General features: G+C 62.0%; 17 protein-coding genes. 8 read left to right on the top strand and 9 right to left on the bottom strand.

Going from position 1 to position 18,509, the window contains the following annotated elements; genetic code table 11:
* Positions 1 to 33 precede the first annotated feature (33 nt).
* Both CFI11_RS16695 and CFI11_RS16700 read left to right on the top strand, forming a co-directional pair.
* The gene (locus CFI11_RS16695; protein WP_130407949.1) at positions 34 to 1,251 is read left to right on the top strand and encodes a multidrug effflux MFS transporter; all 1,218 of its coding nucleotides are present in this window, start codon (positions 34 to 36) and stop codon (positions 1,249 to 1,251) included.
* A 60-nt stretch (positions 1,252 to 1,311) separates the two neighbouring features.
* The gene (locus CFI11_RS16700) at positions 1,312 to 2,706 is read left to right on the top strand and encodes a short-chain fatty acyl-CoA regulator family protein (protein WP_130407951.1); all 1,395 of its coding nucleotides are present in this window, start codon (positions 1,312 to 1,314) and stop codon (positions 2,704 to 2,706) included.
* Between the two features lie 76 nt (positions 2,707 to 2,782).
* Here CFI11_RS16700 and CFI11_RS16705 read toward each other — a convergent pair whose 3' ends face one another.
* Positions 2,783 to 3,022 carry a YdcH family protein gene (locus tag CFI11_RS16705; RefSeq protein ID WP_130407953.1) on the bottom strand — a complete coding sequence of 80 codons (240 nt, stop codon included), beginning with the start codon at positions 3,020 to 3,022 and terminating at the stop codon, positions 2,783 to 2,785.
* 146 nt (positions 3,023 to 3,168) lie between these two features.
* Between CFI11_RS16705 and CFI11_RS16710 the strand changes: the two genes are divergently transcribed.
* On the top strand, positions 3,169 to 4,275 hold the full coding sequence (locus tag CFI11_RS16710; RefSeq protein WP_130410056.1) for a mandelate racemase/muconate lactonizing enzyme family protein: 1,107 nt from the start codon (positions 3,169 to 3,171) through the stop codon (positions 4,273 to 4,275).
* Here CFI11_RS16710 and betA read toward each other — a convergent pair.
* From betA to betI, 4 genes are all read right to left on the bottom strand, one after another.
* Complete coding sequence (gene betA, locus CFI11_RS16715; RefSeq protein ID WP_130407955.1) at positions 4,272 to 5,930, bottom strand: choline dehydrogenase; 1,659 nt, start codon at positions 5,928 to 5,930, stop codon at positions 4,272 to 4,274. The two genes, CFI11_RS16710 and betA, sit on opposite strands and share 4 nt — an antisense overlap.
* A 93-nt stretch (positions 5,931 to 6,023) precedes the next feature.
* On the bottom strand, positions 6,024 to 7,481 hold the full coding sequence (gene betB, locus CFI11_RS16720; protein ID WP_130407957.1) for a betaine-aldehyde dehydrogenase: 1,458 nt from the start codon (positions 7,479 to 7,481) through the stop codon (positions 6,024 to 6,026).
* Positions 7,482 to 7,536: 55 nt separating this feature from the next.
* Positions 7,537 to 9,045 (bottom strand): choline-sulfatase, encoded by a 1,509-nt coding sequence (gene betC / locus CFI11_RS16725; RefSeq protein WP_130407959.1) that lies wholly within the window; start codon positions 9,043 to 9,045, stop codon positions 7,537 to 7,539.
* The gene (gene betI / locus CFI11_RS16730; RefSeq protein WP_130407960.1) at positions 9,042 to 9,620 is read right to left on the bottom strand and encodes a transcriptional regulator BetI; all 579 of its coding nucleotides are present in this window, start codon (positions 9,618 to 9,620) and stop codon (positions 9,042 to 9,044) included. The genes betC and betI overlap by 4 nt, the downstream gene beginning before the upstream one ends.
* 102 nt (positions 9,621 to 9,722) lie before the next feature.
* Between betI and CFI11_RS16735 the strand changes: the two genes are divergently transcribed.
* Positions 9,723 to 10,649 (top strand): choline ABC transporter substrate-binding protein, encoded by a 927-nt coding sequence (locus CFI11_RS16735; RefSeq protein WP_130407962.1) that lies wholly within the window; start codon positions 9,723 to 9,725, stop codon positions 10,647 to 10,649.
* Between the two features lie 60 nt (positions 10,650 to 10,709).
* On the opposite strand, the gene CFI11_RS16740 is transcribed toward CFI11_RS16735, so the two are convergent.
* The gene (locus CFI11_RS16740; protein WP_130407964.1) at positions 10,710 to 11,315 is read right to left on the bottom strand and encodes a glutathione S-transferase family protein; all 606 of its coding nucleotides are present in this window, start codon (positions 11,313 to 11,315) and stop codon (positions 10,710 to 10,712) included.
* A gap of 62 nt (positions 11,316 to 11,377) precedes the next feature.
* On the opposite strand from CFI11_RS16740, the gene choW reads away from it, so the two are divergent.
* Together choW and choV are read left to right on the top strand one after the other, a co-directional pair.
* Complete coding sequence (gene choW, locus CFI11_RS16745) at positions 11,378 to 12,211, top strand: choline ABC transporter permease subunit (protein WP_130407966.1); 834 nt, start codon at positions 11,378 to 11,380, stop codon at positions 12,209 to 12,211.
* Complete coding sequence (choV, locus tag CFI11_RS16750) at positions 12,211 to 13,236, top strand: choline ABC transporter ATP-binding protein (protein ID WP_130407968.1); 1,026 nt, start codon at positions 12,211 to 12,213, stop codon at positions 13,234 to 13,236. The genes choW and choV overlap by 1 nt, the downstream gene beginning before the upstream one ends.
* Positions 13,237 to 13,322: 86 nt before the next feature.
* Here choV and CFI11_RS16755 read toward each other — a convergent pair whose 3' ends face one another.
* Both CFI11_RS16755 and CFI11_RS16760 read right to left on the bottom strand, forming a co-directional pair.
* Positions 13,323 to 14,228 (bottom strand): DMT family transporter, encoded by a 906-nt coding sequence (locus CFI11_RS16755; RefSeq protein ID WP_254448941.1) that lies wholly within the window; start codon positions 14,226 to 14,228, stop codon positions 13,323 to 13,325.
* Between the two features lie 39 nt (positions 14,229 to 14,267).
* Positions 14,268 to 14,867: a LysE/ArgO family amino acid transporter gene (locus CFI11_RS16760; protein ID WP_130407970.1), complete on the bottom strand. Its 600-nt coding sequence runs from the start codon at positions 14,865 to 14,867 to the stop codon at positions 14,268 to 14,270.
* Positions 14,868 to 14,958: 91 nt separating this feature from the next.
* Here CFI11_RS16760 and CFI11_RS16765 point away from each other — a divergent pair, with 91 nt between their 5' ends.
* Positions 14,959 to 15,846: a LysR family transcriptional regulator ArgP gene (locus tag CFI11_RS16765; protein ID WP_130407972.1), complete on the top strand. Its 888-nt coding sequence runs from the start codon at positions 14,959 to 14,961 to the stop codon at positions 15,844 to 15,846.
* Positions 15,847 to 16,130: 284 nt separating this feature from the next.
* Positions 16,131 to 17,771, top strand: coding sequence for a calcium-binding protein (locus CFI11_RS16770; protein WP_165390293.1), 1,641 nt, complete (start codon positions 16,131 to 16,133; stop codon positions 17,769 to 17,771).
* A 25-nt stretch (positions 17,772 to 17,796) separates the two neighbouring features.
* Here the strand turns inward: CFI11_RS16770 and efp are convergent, their stop codons facing one another.
* Complete coding sequence (gene efp, locus CFI11_RS16775; RefSeq protein WP_130407976.1) at positions 17,797 to 18,360, bottom strand: elongation factor P; 564 nt, start codon at positions 18,358 to 18,360, stop codon at positions 17,797 to 17,799.
* Positions 18,361 to 18,509: the final 149 nt, after the last annotated feature.

Raw genomic sequence — 18,509 nt, forward strand, 5'->3', positions numbered from 1 at the left:
ACAAGCCGCCGCCCACCCCATAAATCGCCAGATATGTCTGCCGCGCCCGATGTCCGGTTTCTTGACCGGACCAGCCCCCCTCATATCGCCACGCTGATCCTGCTGTCGGGTCTGTCGGCGCTGGCGATGAACATTTTCCTGCCCAGTCTGCCCGGCATGACCGAGCATTTCGAAACAGACTATCGCGTGATGCAACTTTCGGTTGCGGTCTATCTTGGCGTGAACGCCGCCCTGCAAATCGTGATCGGCCCCGTGTCCGACAAGTTCGGCCGGCGCCCGGTGATCCTTTGGGGATTGGTGCTTTTTCTCTTGGCCACGCTGGGCTGTATCCTCGCCCCAACGGCCGAGGTCTTCCTCTTTTTCCGGATGTGCCAAGCTGTGATCGCCGTGGCCATGGTCCTCAGCCGCGCCGCTGTCAGGGACATGTTTCCGCAGGACAAGGCCGCCAGCATGATCGGCTACGTGACGATGGGGATGGCCGTTGTGCCGATGATCGGACCAGCCATCGGCGGCGCGCTGGATGAGGTTTTCGGCTGGAAGGCAAACTTCTGGATGCTCATCATCCTTGGCGCGATGACGCTTGGCCTCGCATGGTCCGATCTGGGCGAAACCGCCCGCGCCTCGGGCAAGAGCCTGGGCCAACAATTCGGTGAATATCCCGAACTCCTGACCTCTCCCCGCTTCTGGGGATATTCGATGGCCTCCGCCCTCACCTCCGGCGCATTCTTCGCCTATCTGGGCGGGGCACCCTTCGTCGGCAGCACGATCTTCGGCCTCTCGCCCGCAGAACTGGGCATATATTTCGGCGCGCCCGCCATCGGGTATTTCGCCGGCAATTTTCTGACCGGGCGCTTTGCAGTGAAATACGGCGTCAACAGGATGGTCTATTGGGGCTGCCTGCTGAATGCGGGCGGGGTCGCGATCTCGCTGATACTGTTCTATCTCGGCTTGCAGTCCGCCGTCGTTTTCTTCGGTTTCATGACCTTCGTGGGCCTCGGCAACGGCATGTCGATCCCCAACGCCACTGCCGGGATGCTATCGGTTCGCCCGCATCTCGCCGGTACCGCCTCGGGCCTTGGCGGTGCGATCATGCTGGGTGGCGGCGCGGGGCTCAGCGCGCTGGCCGGGCTTCTTTTGACCGAGGAAACGGGCGCCTTTCCCTTGCTCTGGATGATGGTGATTACCGGCACCCTGGGCGTCATAGCCATCCGTTACGTTATGTTCCGCGAAAAACAGATCGGCGCCGCCTGACTTGTCGCGATGCCTTTGCAAAGGTAGCCTGAGCGAAATGCAAACCTGCAAAGGCAGATCATGGCCACTCAGAAACTCTACGCCGGAGCCAAGCTGCGCGAAATGCGCACACGGATGGGGCTGACCCAGAAGGATTTCGCCGAAAAGCTGGGTGTGTCGCTGCCCTATCTCAACCAGATGGAGAACAACAACCGCCCCGTCAGCACGACCGTGGTGCTGGCCCTGGCGCAGGAGTTTGGCATCGACGTCACCGAACTCAGCACCGGCGACAGCGAACGTCTGGTCAGCGATATGCGTGAAGCGCTCGCCGATCCGGTCTTTGCCGATGACATGCCCCCCCTCGCCGATCTGCGCCTGACGGCCTCCAACGCGCCCGCCCTGGCCCGGGCCCTGATCACCCTGCACCGCAATTACCGCCAGACACACGAGCGTCTCGCCTCTCTCGACGAGGCACTGGGGCGCGAGGATGCCCGCGTGCAGGCCAGCCCCTGGGACGAGGTGCGTGACTTCTTTCACTATTGCGACAATTACATCGACGCAGTGGACCGCGCGGCCGAACACTTTGCTCAATCCAACGAGAGCAACATGCGAGCCACCGCTTTGCAGGCCCTTCACGATATGGGCGTGTCGGTGCAGTGGAACGACGTGCCAACCATGCGCCGCTTCGAGGTCGAAAGCCGCGTGCTCCACCTCTCCTCCCGCGCCGCGCCCGAAACGCAAGTCTTCCAGCTTCTTTTGCAGGTCGCGCTGCTACGGCAGGACAAACTGCTGGAGGCCACGCTGGATTTCGCCCGGTTCCAAAGCGCAGATGCCCGCGCCATCGCCAAGATCGGCCTCGCCAACTACTTCGCCGGGGCAGCCCTCATGCCCTACACCGCGTTCCAGCAGGCCGCCCAGGACAGCCGCCACGATCTTGAACTGCTCGGCGGACGGTTCGGCGCCTCGATCGAACAGGTGGCCCACCGCCTCTCGACCCTCCAGCGGCCCGGCGCCAAGGGCATACCCTTCTTCTTTGTCCGCGTCGATCAGGCCGGCACTATCACCAAGCGCCATTCGGCCACGCGCCTGCAATTCGCCCGCTTCGGCGGCGCCTGCCCGCTCTGGAACGTGCACCGGGCCTTCGAAACGCCCGGCCGGTTCCTCCGCCAGCTCGCAGAAACGCCCGATGGCGTGCGCTATATCAGTCTCGCCCGTGACGTCTCCAAATCCGGCGGGTCCTACGGCGCGCCGGTGCGCCGCTATGCCATCGCCCTCGGCTGCGAGGTCAAACATGCAGGCTCTCTGGTCTATGCTGACAATCTCGACATCTCCAATGCCAGCGCATTTGAACCCATCGGCATCTCCTGCCGCATCTGCGAGCGCAAGCTCTGCCACCAGCGTTCCGTTCCACCGCTTGAGCGGCAGCTCAACATCAACACCAACCGCCGCGACATCCTGCCTTACGAGGTCCGTTAGGCGCGGCGCGCAGGTCCCCTGCTTCTTCTCGATAAAAATACGGGATATCCCGCGCTCTCAACACGCGGGACGCTCCTTAGACGCGGGAGAGGATCCCCCAGATCTTGTCCTTTAGCTCCATTCTCTTCTTGCGCAGCTCCTGTTCCTCGAATTCCTCCATCGGTTCCACTCGTGTCTCTGCGCGGTGCACCGCGCGGTTGATCCGGTGATACTGATCCATCAACCGCGCAAAATGCCCGTTTTCCGCTTTCAAACGCTGCATTTCCGGCACCTTTTCAGGGAATTCGTCGGCAAGCTCATGCGGGGTGTGGGACATGTGGTCTCCTTTCGCTCCTCTTGGGATCACAGCCTAAAGCGCGTTGGGCAGCCCGCACTTTGACCCCGATCAATCCAGTCAAGAGAATGGTGAAAATGTCGGAAACTGGACGGACACTTGCCTGGATGCGCCGTTCCATGGGCGGCATGAAGATCAAAGATATCCGCATCCGCCCCCTCACTCTTCCGCTGCGCCAGCCCTATCACTGGACACAAGGCATTCGCACCTCGTTCTCGGTCAACGTCATAGAGCTTGAGGCAGCCGACGGCACAATCGGCGTTGGCGAGTGCACCGTTGCGCCAAATCAAGAGGCCTCCGCCCGCATCCTGCGAACGCTGGCCCAAACGCTCATCGGCGAGAGCCTCTATGACGCGGCTCCGCTGCGCGACCGCATATTGCGGGAGCATTACATGGCGGTCGGCGCCAACACGATGCGCGCCGCCAACCAGATGCTGGCCGGTCTCGATTTCGCCGTCTGGGACGCGCAGGGCAAGGTCGCGGGCCGTCCGGTCAGCGACCTGTTGGGCGGCGCCTATCGCCGCAAGGTGGGCTATTTCTTCTTTCTGCAGGGCGACACGCCCGAAGACCTCGCCCGGCACGCCGCCAAAGGCGCCGCCGCCGGAGAACGCGTCTTTTATCTCAAAGTGGGTCGCCCGGATCAAGAGGCAGATATCGACATCGTCCGCGCCGTGCGGGCAGAGATCGGCGAGGCCCGCCTGCGCCTCGACGCCAACGAGGGCTGGGACCCGTATCGCGCTATCCGCATGTGCCGCAAGCTCGAGCCCTTCGATATCGACTTCATCGAACAGCCCACTTCAAGCTGGTCTCTGGAGGCCATGGCGCATGTGCGCCAATCGGTCGGCATTCCCATCGTCGCCGATCAAGCCGCCTTCACCCTCTATGATGTCTATGAGATCTGCCGCCGCCGCGCCGCCGACATGATCTGCATCGGACCACGCGAAGTGGGCGGCATCCAGAACATGCTTAAGGCCGCCACAGTGGCCGAGGCGGCGGGCCTCTCGATCTGCATTCATTCGAGCTTCACCACCGGCATCACCACAGCTGCCGAGCATCAGATTGCCCGGATGATCCCCAACCTCGACGACGGCAACCAGATCATGTGGCAACTGGCCCGCGACAATATCGTTGCGCACCCCTCCATCGCACCGCAGCACGGCTGGCTGGAGATGCCGGACGCCCCGGGCCTCGGCATCACGCTGGACGAAACGATAATCGCGGCGCACGCCAACTAGCGCTGCGCCGTCTCCCATTCCGGATGGATCCAGGGCCGGTCATTGGCACGTGGCAAGGGATCACGACCCAGGATATGATCGCTCACCTTCTCGCCCACCATGATCGACGGTGCATTCAGATTGCCGTTCGTGATGCGAGGAAAGACGCTGCTATCCGCGACCCGCAGCCGGTCGATACCGATCACCCGCCCCTCCGGATCGACCACAGCCATCGGATCAGAGGCACGCCCGATCCTGCAGGTCCCGCAAGGGTGATAGGCACTCTCCACATGCTCGGAAATGAAGGCGTCTAGCTCGTCATCTGACTGCGCCGAGGCACCAGGCTGAATCTCGTGCCGCACGAAAGGCTCAAAGGCCGGCTGGGCAAAGATCTCGCGCGTCAGGCGAATACAGGTCCGGAAGTCCTCCCAATCCTGCGGATCGGACATGTAGTTAAACCGGATCACCGGTGCCGCGGCCGGATCAGACGACCGCAGCGTCACCGACCCGCGAGAGGCCGACCGCATCGGTCCCACATGGGCCTGAAACCCGTGCCCCTCCGCCGGCGCATGCCCGTCATAGCGCACCGCCATCGGTAGGAAGTGATACTGGATATCCGGGTAAGGAATGCCTGCCCGGCTCCGGATGAAGGCCGCGCTTTCAAACTGGTTCGACGCGCCAAGCCCTGTCTTGGTAAAGAGCCATTGCGCACCAATCACCGCCTTGCTGACCACGTTCCAATGCCTGTAAAGCGTGATCGGCTGCGCCGCCGCCATCTGGATATAAAGCTCCAGATGGTCCTGCAGGTTGGCCCCCACGCCGGGCCGGTCCGCAACCACCTCGATCCCGTGTTCGGCCAGATGCGCCGCCGGTCCGATCCCCGACAGCATCAAGAGCTTCGGCGAGTTGATCGATGAGGCCGCCAGCACCACCTCGCGCCGCGCCCGCACGATCTGTCGGATGCCACCGCGCTCCAGTTCGACACCCGTGGCGCGCCCCTCTTCGATCATGATCCGGCAGGCCAGTCCACGGACCAGTTCGCACTTGCCACGCTTCATGGCGGGCCGAAGATAGGCATTGGCTGCAGACCAGCGCCGTCCGTGCCAGACGGTCTGCTCCATCGGGCCAAAGCCTTCCTGCTTCTCGCCGTTATAGTCGTCGGTGACCTCGTAGCCCGCCTGCTGGCCCGCCTCTACGAAAGCGTCGAACAAGGGATTGTCGCGGGGGCCGCGCGTCACATGCAGCGGCCCGTCCTTGCCCCGCCAGGCCGGATCGCCGCCATGCCCACCGTCATGCCAGTTTTCCATTCGCCGGAAGTACGGCAGCACATCCGCATAAGCCCAGCCATCCGCACCTTCCTCGGCCCAATGGTCGTAATCCATCGCGTGCCCGCGCACATAGACCATGCCGTTGATGGACGACGACCCGCCCACCACTTTGCCGCGCGGACAGGCAAGCCTGCGCCCGCCCAGATGCGGCTCGGGCTCGGACATATACCCCCAGTCATAACGCGACATATTCATCGGATAGCTGAGCGCGGCCGGCATCTGGATGAACGGCCCCGCATCGGTGCCGCCATGTTCGATCACCAGAACCGACGCGCCGCTCTCGGCCAGCCGATATGCGGTGGCACAGCCCCCAGAGCCTGCCCCGACGATGACGAAATCCGCCTGCATCTCAGCATGCCCCCGGCAAGCGAGACGTGCCGCGTGCGGGCAAGCACCAAAAAAGGCGTGCGCGCACGCGCTCCTTTTGACAAGAGCCCCGCATCAGAAAGGCGCCTCAAGCTCGGTCATGCGGACATAGACGGATTTGAGCTGGCTGTAGTGTTCGATGGCGGCCTTCGCATTCTCCCGGCCCACCCCCGACATCTTTGAGCCGCCGAACGGCATCTCCACCGGCGCGTCGTTATACGTGTTGATATAGCACGTGCCTGCCTCGAACCCCGCGACGACCCGGTGGGCGCGGACCAGATCGCGGGTAAAGACACCCGCCGCCAGACCGAATTCCGTCGCATTGGCCCGCGCCATAACCTCTTCTTCCGTCTCGAAACTCAGCACCGCCATAACAGGTCCAAAGATCTCTTCCCGCGCGATGGTCATGTCATCGGTTACGTCGGCAAAGACCGTGGGTTCCAGAAAAAAGCCGTCACGCGCAGCGCGCGCGCCGCCGGTGACCAGCCGCGCGCCCTCCTGACGGCCCTTGGCGATGTAGCCTTCGACGATCTGCATCTGCCGCGCGCTCACCATCGGGCCGAAATTCACCGCTGGATCCTGCGGATCGCCCATCACGACCCCTTTCAGCCGCTCCGTCAATCGCTCCAGAAACGGCTCCAGTACGTCCTTCTGCACAAAAACCCGCGTCCCGTTCGAGCAGACCTGGCCCGAGGAGTAGAAATTCCCCAGGATCGCCCCGCTCACCGCCGCCTCCAGATCAGCGTCGTCAAAGATGATGAGCGGGGATTTCCCGCCAAGTTCCATCGTCACATGCTTGATGCTCCCCGCAGCCGCGGCGTAGACCTTTGCGCCCGTCGGCACCGAACCGGTGAGCGAGACCTTGTCCACCTGCGCATCCGCCACCAAAGCGGCCCCCACATCGCCCAGCCCCTGCACAACGTTGTAAAGCCCCGCAGGCAGACCCGCCTCGTGCAGGATTTCGGCCACTTTCAGCGCGCAGAGGGGCGTCGTCTCGGACGGTTTGAACACCATGGCATTGCCGCAGGCCAAAGCGGGCGCGCCTTTCCAGCAGGCGATTTGGGTGGGATAGTTCCACGCACCTATCCCAACGCACAGCCCCAGAGGCTCGCGCCGCGTATAGGCCCAATCCTCGCCGAGCTGGATATGTTCGCCCGTCAGCGTCGCGGCCATGCCGCCGAAATATTCCAGCGCATCCGCCCCACTGGTCGCGTCGGCGACGGAGGTTTCCTGATAAGGCTTACCCGTGTCATAGGTTTCGAGCACCGAAAGCTCGTGGTTCCGCTCCCGCATCATCTCCGCCGCGCGGCGCAGGATGCGGCCGCGCTCGGTTCCGGACATGCGCGCCCAGTCCACCTGCGCGGCCTTCGCGCTTGAGAGCGCCTGGTGGATGATCTCAGGCGTCGCGGAATGTACCCGCGCGATTACCGCGCCGGTGGCGGGATAGATGACGTCGATGGGCGCACCATTGGTATCCTCGACATAGGTGCCGTTGATGAAATGGCTGGCGGTGGGTTGTGTGGGAGAGGTCATGACAGTGACTTTTATGCCTTCGGCGAGAGTTTATCTGGCAAGATGAAGAGAGGTGCTATTCGCCTCGCGGGAAGCGTTGGCGCTCTTCCAGATCGTTGAGATCCATGTGGTTGCGCATGTACCGTTCGGAGGCTTTCTGGAGCGGCTGGTAGTCCCAGGGGTAATAACCACCCTGGCGGAGCGCGTCGTAGACGACCCAGCGGCGGGCCTGGCTGGCGCGCACCTCAGCGTCGAAACGGTCAAGATCCCAGCGCGCCTCGGATTTGGCGCGCAAGGTTTGCAGCGTGCCCTGATGGGCCGGGGCCTCCGCGAGGTTGGCCAATTCATCAGGATCGGCGTCGAGGTCGAAAAGCTGATCGGGATCAAGCGCACAGCGGACGTATTTCCATTTGCCGTAGCGCAGGCCGACAAGCGGCGCATAAGAGCCTTCGGCGGCGTATTCCATTGCCACCGGCGACGTCCGCTCGCCCCCGTTGGCAAGCGGCGTGAGATCTTCGCCATCTGTCCAGGTCAGCACCTCGTCCAGTGACACGCCGGCGAGAGCAGAGAGCGTCGGGGTGACGTCCAGCGTGGAGACAGGCGCATCGATGCGGCCTTCCGGCAGGTCGGGTGCTGCGATCATCAGCGGCACGCGGGAGGAGCCTTCGAAGAAGGACATCTTGAACCAGAGCCCCCGCGCACCCAGCATGTCGCCATGGTCGGACACGAAAACGATGATCGCCTCCTGCCGTGTGTCGTCGAGCACTTGCAGGATCTCTCCGATCTTGTCGTCGAGATAGGAGATGTTGGCGAAATAGGCGCGGCGGGACCGGCGAATGTGCTCTTCGGTGATGTCGTAGCTGCGCCAGTCATTCGCGTCGAAGATGCGTCTGGAATGCGGGTCGTGGTCCTCATAGGCCATGGCCGGAACTTCCGGCAGCAGATGGTTGCAGTCCTCGTAGAGATCCCAATATTTGCGCCGCGCCACGTATGGATCATGGGGGTGGGTTAAGCTGACCGTCAGGCACCAGGGGCGGGTGTCGGTGCCGCGGGCCAGATCGTAAAGCTTGGCGCGGGCGTGATGGGCGACCTCGTCGTCATATTCCATCTGGTTGGAGATTTCGGCCACGCCCGCCCCGGTGACGGAGCCCATGTTGTGATACCACCAGTCGATCCGCTCGCCCGGCTTGCGGTAATCCGGCGTCCAGCCGAAATCGGCGGGGTAGATATCGGTGGTCAGCCGTTCTTCGAAGCCGTGTAACTGGTCGGGGCCCACGAAATGCATCTTGCCCGACAAACATGTGTAATACCCCGCGCGGCGCAGATGATGCGCGTATGTGGGAATGTCGGAGCGAAACTCCGCCGCGTTGTCATAGACGCCCGTACGCGAGGGCAGTTGGCCGGACATGAAAGACGCCCGTCCCGGCGCGCAGAGCGGTGAGGCGGTATAGGTGTTGGCAAACCGCGCCGACCGGGCGGCAAGGCGTTTGAGGTTGGGCGCATGCAGCCAATCGGCGGGCCCGTCGGGAAAGAGCGTGCCGTTAAGCTGATCCACCATCAGGATCAGGATATTTGGTTTGGTCATCCGGGTGCTCCGATCAGGCGGCGCACCTGCGTCAGGACAAGTTCGATCGCCGCCTCATGGCTCATCGCACCGTGGCGGAGCGCCTGGCGAATATAAACACCGTCGATGAGGGCACCGATAACCTCGGCCGTCTCTTCGGGCGTGTCCACGAGCGGCCGCAACCCGTAGAGAAGATTGGAATGCAGGCGCCGACGATACACGGTGAGCAAGCGACGCACCTGGTCGGCCTGCTGCGCCTGGACGTAAAAATTCAGCCAGGCTGCCACGGTCTCCGGTCGGAAATTCTGCGCCGAGAAGGAGGCACGCAAGATCGCCTCCACCCGGGCCTGCGGGGTCTGGGCCATGACCAGAGCGCCGCGCACTTCCGCGCCGAAGATGGTCAGGATATGACGCATTGCCGCCACCAGCATCTGATCCTTCGAGCCGAAATAGTGATGCGCCAGCGCGCTCGACATGCCTGCGCGGCGGGCGATCTGGCTGACGGTCACGTCGAGAGAGCCCGCCTCGCCGATCTCGGCAATGGTGGCTTTCACCAGCGCAGAGCGCCTGATAGGTTCCATCCCAATCTTGGGCATTGGCGGCTCCTGATCCGTCGATGCGAGGAAGCTAGAACTGGTTTATTGACTCGTCAATCAAGAACAACGACTGTGACCCAAAACACCAACGGGAGAGTATGAATGCACCTCAAATCCACCTTGTCCGCCCTGGCGTTGTTCGCCGCGGCGGCGCCAGCCTTTGCCGATTGCGACACGATCACGTTCTCGGATGTGGGCTGGACCGACATCACGGCGACCACGGCCGCGACGACCGTCGTGCTGGACGCGCTGGGCTATGAGACCGATATCAAGGTGCTGTCCGTGCCGGTGACCTATACCTCGCTCGCCAACGGAGATGTCGACATCTTCCTGGGCAACTGGATGCCCACGATGGAGGGCGATATCGCCTCTTACCGCGAGGCAGGAACCGTGGATACGGTGCGCGCAAATCTGGAAGGCGCGAAGTACACCCTTGCGGTGAACAAGGCCGCAGCGGATCTGGGGATTGCCGATTTCGCGGATATCGCCACGCATCAAGACGCGCTGGATGCCGAGATCTACGGAATCGAGCCCGGCAATGACGGCAACCGCCTGATCCAGTCGATGATTGACGAAAATGCCTTTGGCCTCGAAGGGTTCGAGGTCGTGGAAAGCTCGGAACAGGGCATGCTGGCGCAGGTGGCAAGGGCTGACCGGCGCGGTGAGCCGATCGTCTTTCTGGGGTGGGAGCCGCATCCCATGAATGCCAATTTCGACATGTCCTATCTGACGGGCGGGGACGATTTCTTTGGCCCGAATCTGGGCGGTGCGACCGTCTACACTAACACCAGCGCCGGGTTTGTGGAGGCATGCCCGAATGTGGGCCAGCTGCTGACCAACCTCGAATTCACGCTTGAGATGGAAAACGAGATCATGGGTGCGATCCTCGATGATGGCGAAACGCCCGAGGATGCGGCCACGACGTGGCTTTCGGCCAACACCGACATTATCGGCGGCTGGCTCGAGGGCGTGACTACCAAGGATGGCGGCGACGCGAAAGAGGCGGTCATGGGAGCACTCGGCGGCTAAAAGCGTTGGCACTGCCGGGACAGTTCCGGCAGTGCCCCTCTCCTACATATGCGATACCCCCTAGAATTCCGCCGCCAAGGCATCGTCCGCCGCACGCGCTTTCCGCGCGGCAGGCCGATCCATGCAGCGCGCGAGATAGGCCTCGAAGGCCGGTCGCTTGGGAATGCTCTCGGTCATCATCGTCCAACCGAGAAAAGACGCCGTACAGACATCTGCCGCGGTGAAGCGTGTACCGGCGACGAAATCATCGCGCGAGAGTTTGGCGTCGAGGAGATCGACCACCGCCTCGTAGCTGCCGAACCCGACATTTGCTTCCCGACCGGCGCTGTCCCAGCCAAAGGCATGGGCTGTGGCGGCCTGTTCCATCGGGCCTGCGACAAAGAAGAGCCAGCGCCAGAATTCAGCGGTCTCACCCGCATGAGGCGCGAGGTCCGCGTCGGGGAAGACATCGGCAAGATAGATACAGATCGCGGCAACTTCGGTGATGACCTTGCCGTCGTGGATGAGGGTCGGCACCTTCCCGAGCGGGTTGGCATCCAGCAAGGCCCGTGGCCGCGGAGCGTCGAAGTCGACCACCTCGACATCATAGCTGGCCCCGACCTCTTCCAGCATCCAGCGGGCCGTGCGGCCCCGCGAAAAGGGGTGAGTGAAAAGCGTGATCGTCATGACGGCCCCTCCCGGCTCTGCGGGCGAAGCGTAGCACGAAACCAACAAGGAACGGAGCGCCGATGGACTGGCTGACCGACAACAAGATCCCGATTGGGCGCACCGCCGCCGATATCTTCGACTGGCTGCAGATCAACGGGGGCTGGTTCTTTGACGGGCTGTCAGACGGTCTGGACGCGATGATCGAGGCGATCCTCTGGGTGCTGCAAACACCGCATCCGCTGATCGTGGTCGCGGTCTTTGCCGGGCTGACATGGGCCTTGCAACGCAGCTGGAAAACGGTGCTGTTCGTGGTGCTCGGCTTCCTCTTTATCCTCAACCAGGGCTATTGGGAGGAGACGACGGAAAGCCTGACGCTGGTCCTGTCGGCCTGCGTCGTCTGCATGGGGATCGGCGTGCCCATCGGCATCGCCGCGGCGCACAGACCCGCCCTTTACCGCGCGATGCGGCCTGTGCTGGACCTGATGCAGACTCTGCCGACCTTCGTCTATCTTATTCCGGCCATTGTCTTTTTCGGGATCGGCATGGTGCCAGGCCTGATCGCCACGGTGATCTTCGTCTTGCCCGCCCCGATCAGGCTGACACATCTGGGCGTGACCTCTACACCCAAGCCGCTGCTTGAGGCTGCGCAAGCGTTTGGCGCCACCCCGCGCCAGACGCTTTGGAAGGTGGAACTGCCCTATGCCCTGCCCCAGATCATGACGGGTCTGAACCAAACGATCATGCTGTCGCTGTCGATGGTGGTGATCGCGGCCCTTGTGGGCGCCGACGGGCTGGGGGTGCCGGTGGTGCGCGCCTTGAACCAGGTGAACACGGCCCTCGGGTTTGAGAGCGGGTTTATCATCGTGGTCGTCGCAATCATGCTGGACCGGATGCTGCGGATGGAGCGGAAGTGATGGGCACAGCAGTTGAATTCGATGACGTCTGCATTGTCTTCGGGGACAAACCGCAAAAGGCGCTGCCCCTGATGGACGACGGAAAGGAACGCGCGGAGATCCAGGCCGAAACGGGACAGGTTCTGGGCGTTCACAATTGCTCGCTTCAGGTCGAAGAGGGCGAAATACTCGTGCTCATGGGCCTCTCAGGCTCTGGCAAGTCTACGCTTTTGCGCGCCGTGAACGGTCTGAACCCCGTGGCGCGCGGGGCCGTGAAGGTCGAGGGCGGCGATGGGCTTGTCGATGTCTCCAAGGCGGATGCACCGACGCTGCGGCGACTAAGGCTCGACCGTGTCGCGATGGTGTTTCAGCAATTCGGTCTTCTGCCCTGGCGCAGCGTTAGGGAGAATGTGGGGCTGGGCCTTGAATTGGGGGGCATGTCGCGCTCCGAGCGCAAGGAGAAGGTCGAAACCCAACTGGCCCTTGTGGGCCTCGCCGACTGGGCCGACCGCAAGGTGGGAGAGTTGTCGGGCGGGATGCAACAGCGCGTGGGATTGGCCCGCGCCTTTGCCACCGAAGCGCCGATCCTGTTGATGGACGAGCCGTTCTCCGCCCTCGATCCCCTGATCCGAACACGGCTGCAGGATGAGCTTCTGGACCTGCAATCCAAGCTCGGGCGCACGATCATCTTCGTCAGTCACGATCTGGACGAGGCGTTCAAGATCGGCGACCGCATCGCAATCATGGAAGGTGGACGGATCGTGCAGGCCGGTACGCCGCAGGAGATTTTTACCGCCCCCGCAACGGAATACGTGGCGGATTTTGTCGCGCACATGAACCCTTTGGGTGTGCTCTGCGCCCGTGACGTGATGGAACCGGTCAGCGGACCGACCGAGGCAAACGTGGCACCGGACGCCACGATCCAGCACGTGATGGAAACCGCGGTCGGCCTTTCAACACCGGTCGGCGTGGAGGATGAGGGCAAGGTGGTCGGTCAGATCACCAATGACACGATCCTGACAAAACTGCTGGATCCACGCGCCTGAGGCACTGACCCACACCGACGCGCGGAACGAGTTGGTAGGGCTCCTCGCCCTCTATCGCGCTTACCGGACGGCGTGCGAGACCCGCATTACACCTTTGTCGCCGGTGTCGGCGGGGTGATCATCCGACGCTTCAACACCGCTTCGCGCCAGGTGATGAAGCTGACCGCGCCCAGGATCACGAGCCCCCCTACAACGACCCAGACGTCCACTGCCTCTCCAAAGACCACGGCCCCGAGCGCGGTGGCCCAGACCAGTTGCAGGAACGTGACCGGCTGCGTGACCGTTACCGGTGCCGCACGCAGGCCAAGCGTCATCGTGAAATGACCGGCAGTGGCAAAGCAGGCGACGCCAAAGAGAAGCCCGATCTCTGTCCAGGTCGGTGTAACCCAGACCGCGAGTGCAAAGGGAGCAAGGCACACCGTCACCCAGATTGACAGCATGCCGACAACAACCGCTGGCGCAACCTCGTCCGCCGTGACCTTGGCCAGCAGATAGGACCCTCCGAAGACGGCTGCCGTCACCATCATCGCCAGGTGCCCCTCGTCCAGTTCCCGAAAGCCCGGGCGCAGGATGATCGCCGCGCCGATCAAGGCCGCCGCGACAGCCGCGATGCGCCTTGCGGCAAGCTTCTCTCCCAAAAAGAGCGCAGCCCCGATGGTGACATAGACCGGAGAGAGGTAATTCATCGCGGTCACCTCAGCGAGCGGGATGCGGGTCATGGCGTAGAACCACAACATGACACCCAGCGCATGGCAGAGCCCGCGTGTACCGAACAACATCCAAAGGCGCGGTGTCAGATGTGCATTCAGGATCGGCCGGATCATCGGGATCAGAAAGACTAGCCCAAGGACGTAGCGGATAAAGGCCGACTGGGCCGGCGGGATCCGGTCGCCTGTATATTTGACAATCGCCGTGACGGCGACAAAGCAAAGTCCCGTGAGCAGCATCCAGAAGATGCCTTCCACGGGCCGGTACGCGTTAGGTTCGGCCATGGCGCTATCAACACCGATCAGCCCGGCAGGTGCAAGTCGTTAAGAAAGCAAGAGCTTGCCTGCAATCGCCCACATCGTCAGCCCGATGATCGTGTCAAAGACCTGCCATGCCCGTGGCCGCGCAAAGAGGGGCGCCATGAGACGCGCGCCGTATCCGAGCGTGAAAAAGAAGGTGAAGCTTGCCAAAACCGCGCCAATGCCGAAACTCAGGCGATCCGCATATTGGGCCGAGATCGATCCGATCAGAATGACGGTGTCGAGATAGACATGCGGGTTGAACCAGGTGAGCGCCGCCACCGTGGCCAGTGTGGGCAAAAGGCGCGCCCGCGCGCCCTCCCCCAGTTCCAAGGCGGATCCTCCGGACCAGGCGCTGCGCAGGTTCATCGCCCCATACCAAACGAGAAACGCGGCCCCACCGTAGCGCATCAAAGGCTCAAACCAGGGCACTCTTTCTGCCAAGGTGCCGAAACCCACTACCCCGGCTGTGATCAGGACCGCGTCCGACACGGCACATGTCAGGCAAACCCAGAACACATGCTCCTGCCGAAGCCCCTGGCGAAGCACAAAGGCGTTTTGAGCGCCAATCGCCAGGATGAGGCTCAGGCTGAGCGCGAAACCTGGAAGGAAAGCTGTCGTCATGGAATGCCCTTCGAACTGCAACAGGGCTCGTATAAGATGACATGGATCCATTAATCGAGTTAAAGTGATTTATCTGGATTAAGGATTTCTAATGAGGTTCGATCCTCACCACCTGGCCGCGCTTTCCGCCGTTCTGCGTAATGGCAGTTTCGACATGGCGGCTGCTGAGCTGAACGTGACGCCCTCGGCGATCTCCCAACGGATCAAGGCGCTTGAGGATCGTCTGGGGAGCGCCCTGATCCGCCGCGGGAGCCCGTGCCAGGCAACCCCCGCGGGCGCGCGGTTGGCCAAACATGCCGAGGATGTCGGGTTGCTTGAGGCGCAAGTGGCACGGGATCTGTCGCTGGATCAGGCCGAAGGTCCTGCGGTCATGCGCATCGCCGTGAACGCAGACAGCCTCGCCACCTGGTTCGTGCACGCAATCGCAGCCGTCCCGGATGTGCTTTTCGACCTCGTGATCGACGATCAGGATCACAGCGCCGATTGGCTGCGCGAAGGGGCGGTCAGCGCGGCCATAACCGCGCACGACAAACCGGTCAGCGGATGCGATTGTCATGACCTGGGGGCGTTGCGCTATATCGCAACGGCAAGCCCGACCTTCATGCAGCGCTGGTTTGCACTTGGCATCACCGCGAAAACACTTTCCAGAGCGCCCTGCCTGACATTCAACGCCAAGGACCGCCTTCAACATCAATGGATGGCCCAGATCACCGGAGAGCGGCTGTCGCCGCCCCGTCACATGTTGCCATCGACCCATGCCTTCATTGATGCCGCCCGGGCGGGACTTGGATGGGGCATGAATCCGGAGGTTCTGATCCACGGACCGATCCGGAACAAGCGCCTGGTCCCATTGGTCCAAGAACAGCCCCTGGACGTTGCACTGAACTGGCAGGTGAGCCGAGTGATGAGCACTGCACTCGCCCCGGTGACCAAAGCCGTCCGCTCCGTCGCGCGCGAGCGGCTCACACAAACCCGATAGTCGCTAGGGGCACACCGCAAGCACACTCAGGGCCTGCCCATGAGAGAGATACGTCTCCACCAGCCTGTCGCGACCAACCAAGCATCAGCACACGAACTGCAAAGAGCACATCGCACAGCAGGCGATGAAGAGTGACCTTTTTTCCCTGCGAACCTGAATTTACCAAGTTGTGCCGAATTTTAGCCAAATTTGAGAGGGATAGATGCACCACACCGCCGATTAAGGCGGGGATGGGTGACGTGTGCCGCACATGTCAGCTGGGGCAATCGATACGGAATACTGGAATGTTTGAACTTAAACTGAATTCGCTCTTTGCACCTCTGGACACGTTGGACCTTGGTCCGCTTGGACAGCCTGTCGTACCTGCGGATCTCAAGATCACGGGAACCGCAGATGCCGATCGGCTGAATGGCGACGACGGAAATGACACGATTTACGGACAGGACGGCAACGACGTCCTCAAAGGTGGCAAGGGCGACGACCTGATCTATGGACAGGACGGGGACGACACTTTGAATGGCGGTGAAGGCTATGACAGCCTTTATGGCGGCAACGGCAACAACAAGCTGATCGCGGGCAAAGATGGGGCCTACATGGTCGGCGGGGCCGATGCCGACAAGATCATCGGCAGCAAGCAGGCCGACACGGCCTATGGCAATGGCGGCAACGACCTGATGCATGCCGGGCACGGCGACGATATGTTCTACGGTGCCTCGGGCGACGACACCATGAACGGTAACGACGGCAACGATTTCCTCGATTCCGGCAGCGGCAACGACATCGTCAACGGTGGCGCCGGCAACGACGAGATCATCCTGTCCTCCGGCCACGATATCGGCAATGGCGGCAAAGGCGACGACACGATCCGCGCCGGATCCGGCAACGACCGCGTCAACGGCGGCAAAGGCAATGACCTGATCGACGGGGAATCCGGCAACGACACGATCTACTCCAGCGACGGAGAGGACAGCGTCAACGGTGGCAAAGGCAACGATCTGATCTATTCGGGTGATCAGGACGATTACGTCGATGGATGGAGCGGCCATGACATCATCTATACCGGCGACGGAGATGACTTTGCCTATGGCTGGAGCGGCAATGACCTGATGTACGGCGACGACGGCAACGACACCCTTTATGGGGAAGGTCAGGCCGACACGATCTATGGCGGCGATGGCCAGGACACGATCGGCGGCGGCGAAGGCAACGACAGCCTGATCGGCGGCAAGGACAACGATGTCGTGAACGGTGATTCCGGCAACGACTTCATGACAGGCGGTCGCGGCAATGACCTGATGTCCGGCGGCACCGGTTCTGACCGGATGTATGGCGGCGATGGCAACGACACCATGGACGGCGGCGATCAGAACGACCGGATCGACGGCGGCGACGGCAATGACAATCTCACGGGTGGCAGCGGGAACGACACCATCGACGGCGGCGACGAGCGTGACAGCATCTCTGCCGGAGACGGCAACGACGTCGCCTTCGGCGGAGACGGGCACGACACCATCGATGGCGGCGACGGCAACGACAAGCTGAGCGGTGGCGACGAGAATGACCGACTGAACGGGGATGCCGGGAACGACACGCTTGAGGGTGGTGACGGCAACGACCGCCTCGTTGGCGGAACCGGCCAGGACATCCTGACCGGAGGAGATGACCGGGATACGTTCGAATTCACGTTCAGCGGGGCCGCTGATCGGGATCGGATCACCGATTTCGAGGTTGGCGATGATCGGATGGTGATCAACGGCGGGCTTGATTTCGGCGATCTGACGATCCTGGATACCAATGCCGGCGCGGCCGTTGTCTACGGCTATACGTCCGGATCCACCAATTCGGTTTCGAGCTACGATTACGCAATCGAGCTCGACAATCTCGAAACCACCGACATCAGCGCAGGCATGTTCGTCTTCGTCTGATACTCGGCTCTTGCTCCGGGCGGGCTCAGGCCCGCTCGGAATATTCCATCGTTTCTGTATTCACGATGATCATTTCGTCCTGCCCGACAAAGGGCGGGACCATCACTTTGACACCATTGTCCAAAACTGCCGGCTTGAACGAATTCGCCGCCGTTTGGCCTTTGACCACAGGCTCGGTCTCGACCACTTTGCAGGTGACTTTCTGCGGCAGCGACGCGTTGAGCGCCTCTGCTTCGTAGAACTCAACCACAATCGTCATGCCGTCCTGGAGAAACGGGCGCCGCTCTCCCAAAAGATCGGCTGGCAATTCGACCTGCTCGTAACTTTCGGTATCCATGAAAACCAGCATTCCGTCGTTTTCGTAAAGAAATTGCTGATCTTTCTGCTCCAGCCGCACACGCTCTACCTTGTCGGCGCTTCGAAACCGCTCGTTGAGTTTCGAGCCGTTGCGCAGGTTGCGCAATTCGACCTGAGCAAAAGCGCCCCCTTTGCCGGGCTTTACGTGATCGACCTTTACGGCAGCCCAAAGGCCGTCATTATGCTCCAATACATTGCCGGGACGTATCTCATTGCCATTGATTTTCGGCATGTCACAAAACCTTCGCGGACGGTTGATGATCCATTTCGCGATCCTATATCTGGCGGGTTGCTTTGTGTCCAGACAACGAGATGTCGTGCTGCACATGCAGAAAGCCATGCGCGAGACGCATAGAAGATATGCAGATATGGGGTATCCGA

The organism is Thalassococcus sp. S3, from assembly GCF_004216475.1.
In the GTDB taxonomy this organism is placed as follows: domain Bacteria; phylum Pseudomonadota; class Alphaproteobacteria; order Rhodobacterales; family Rhodobacteraceae.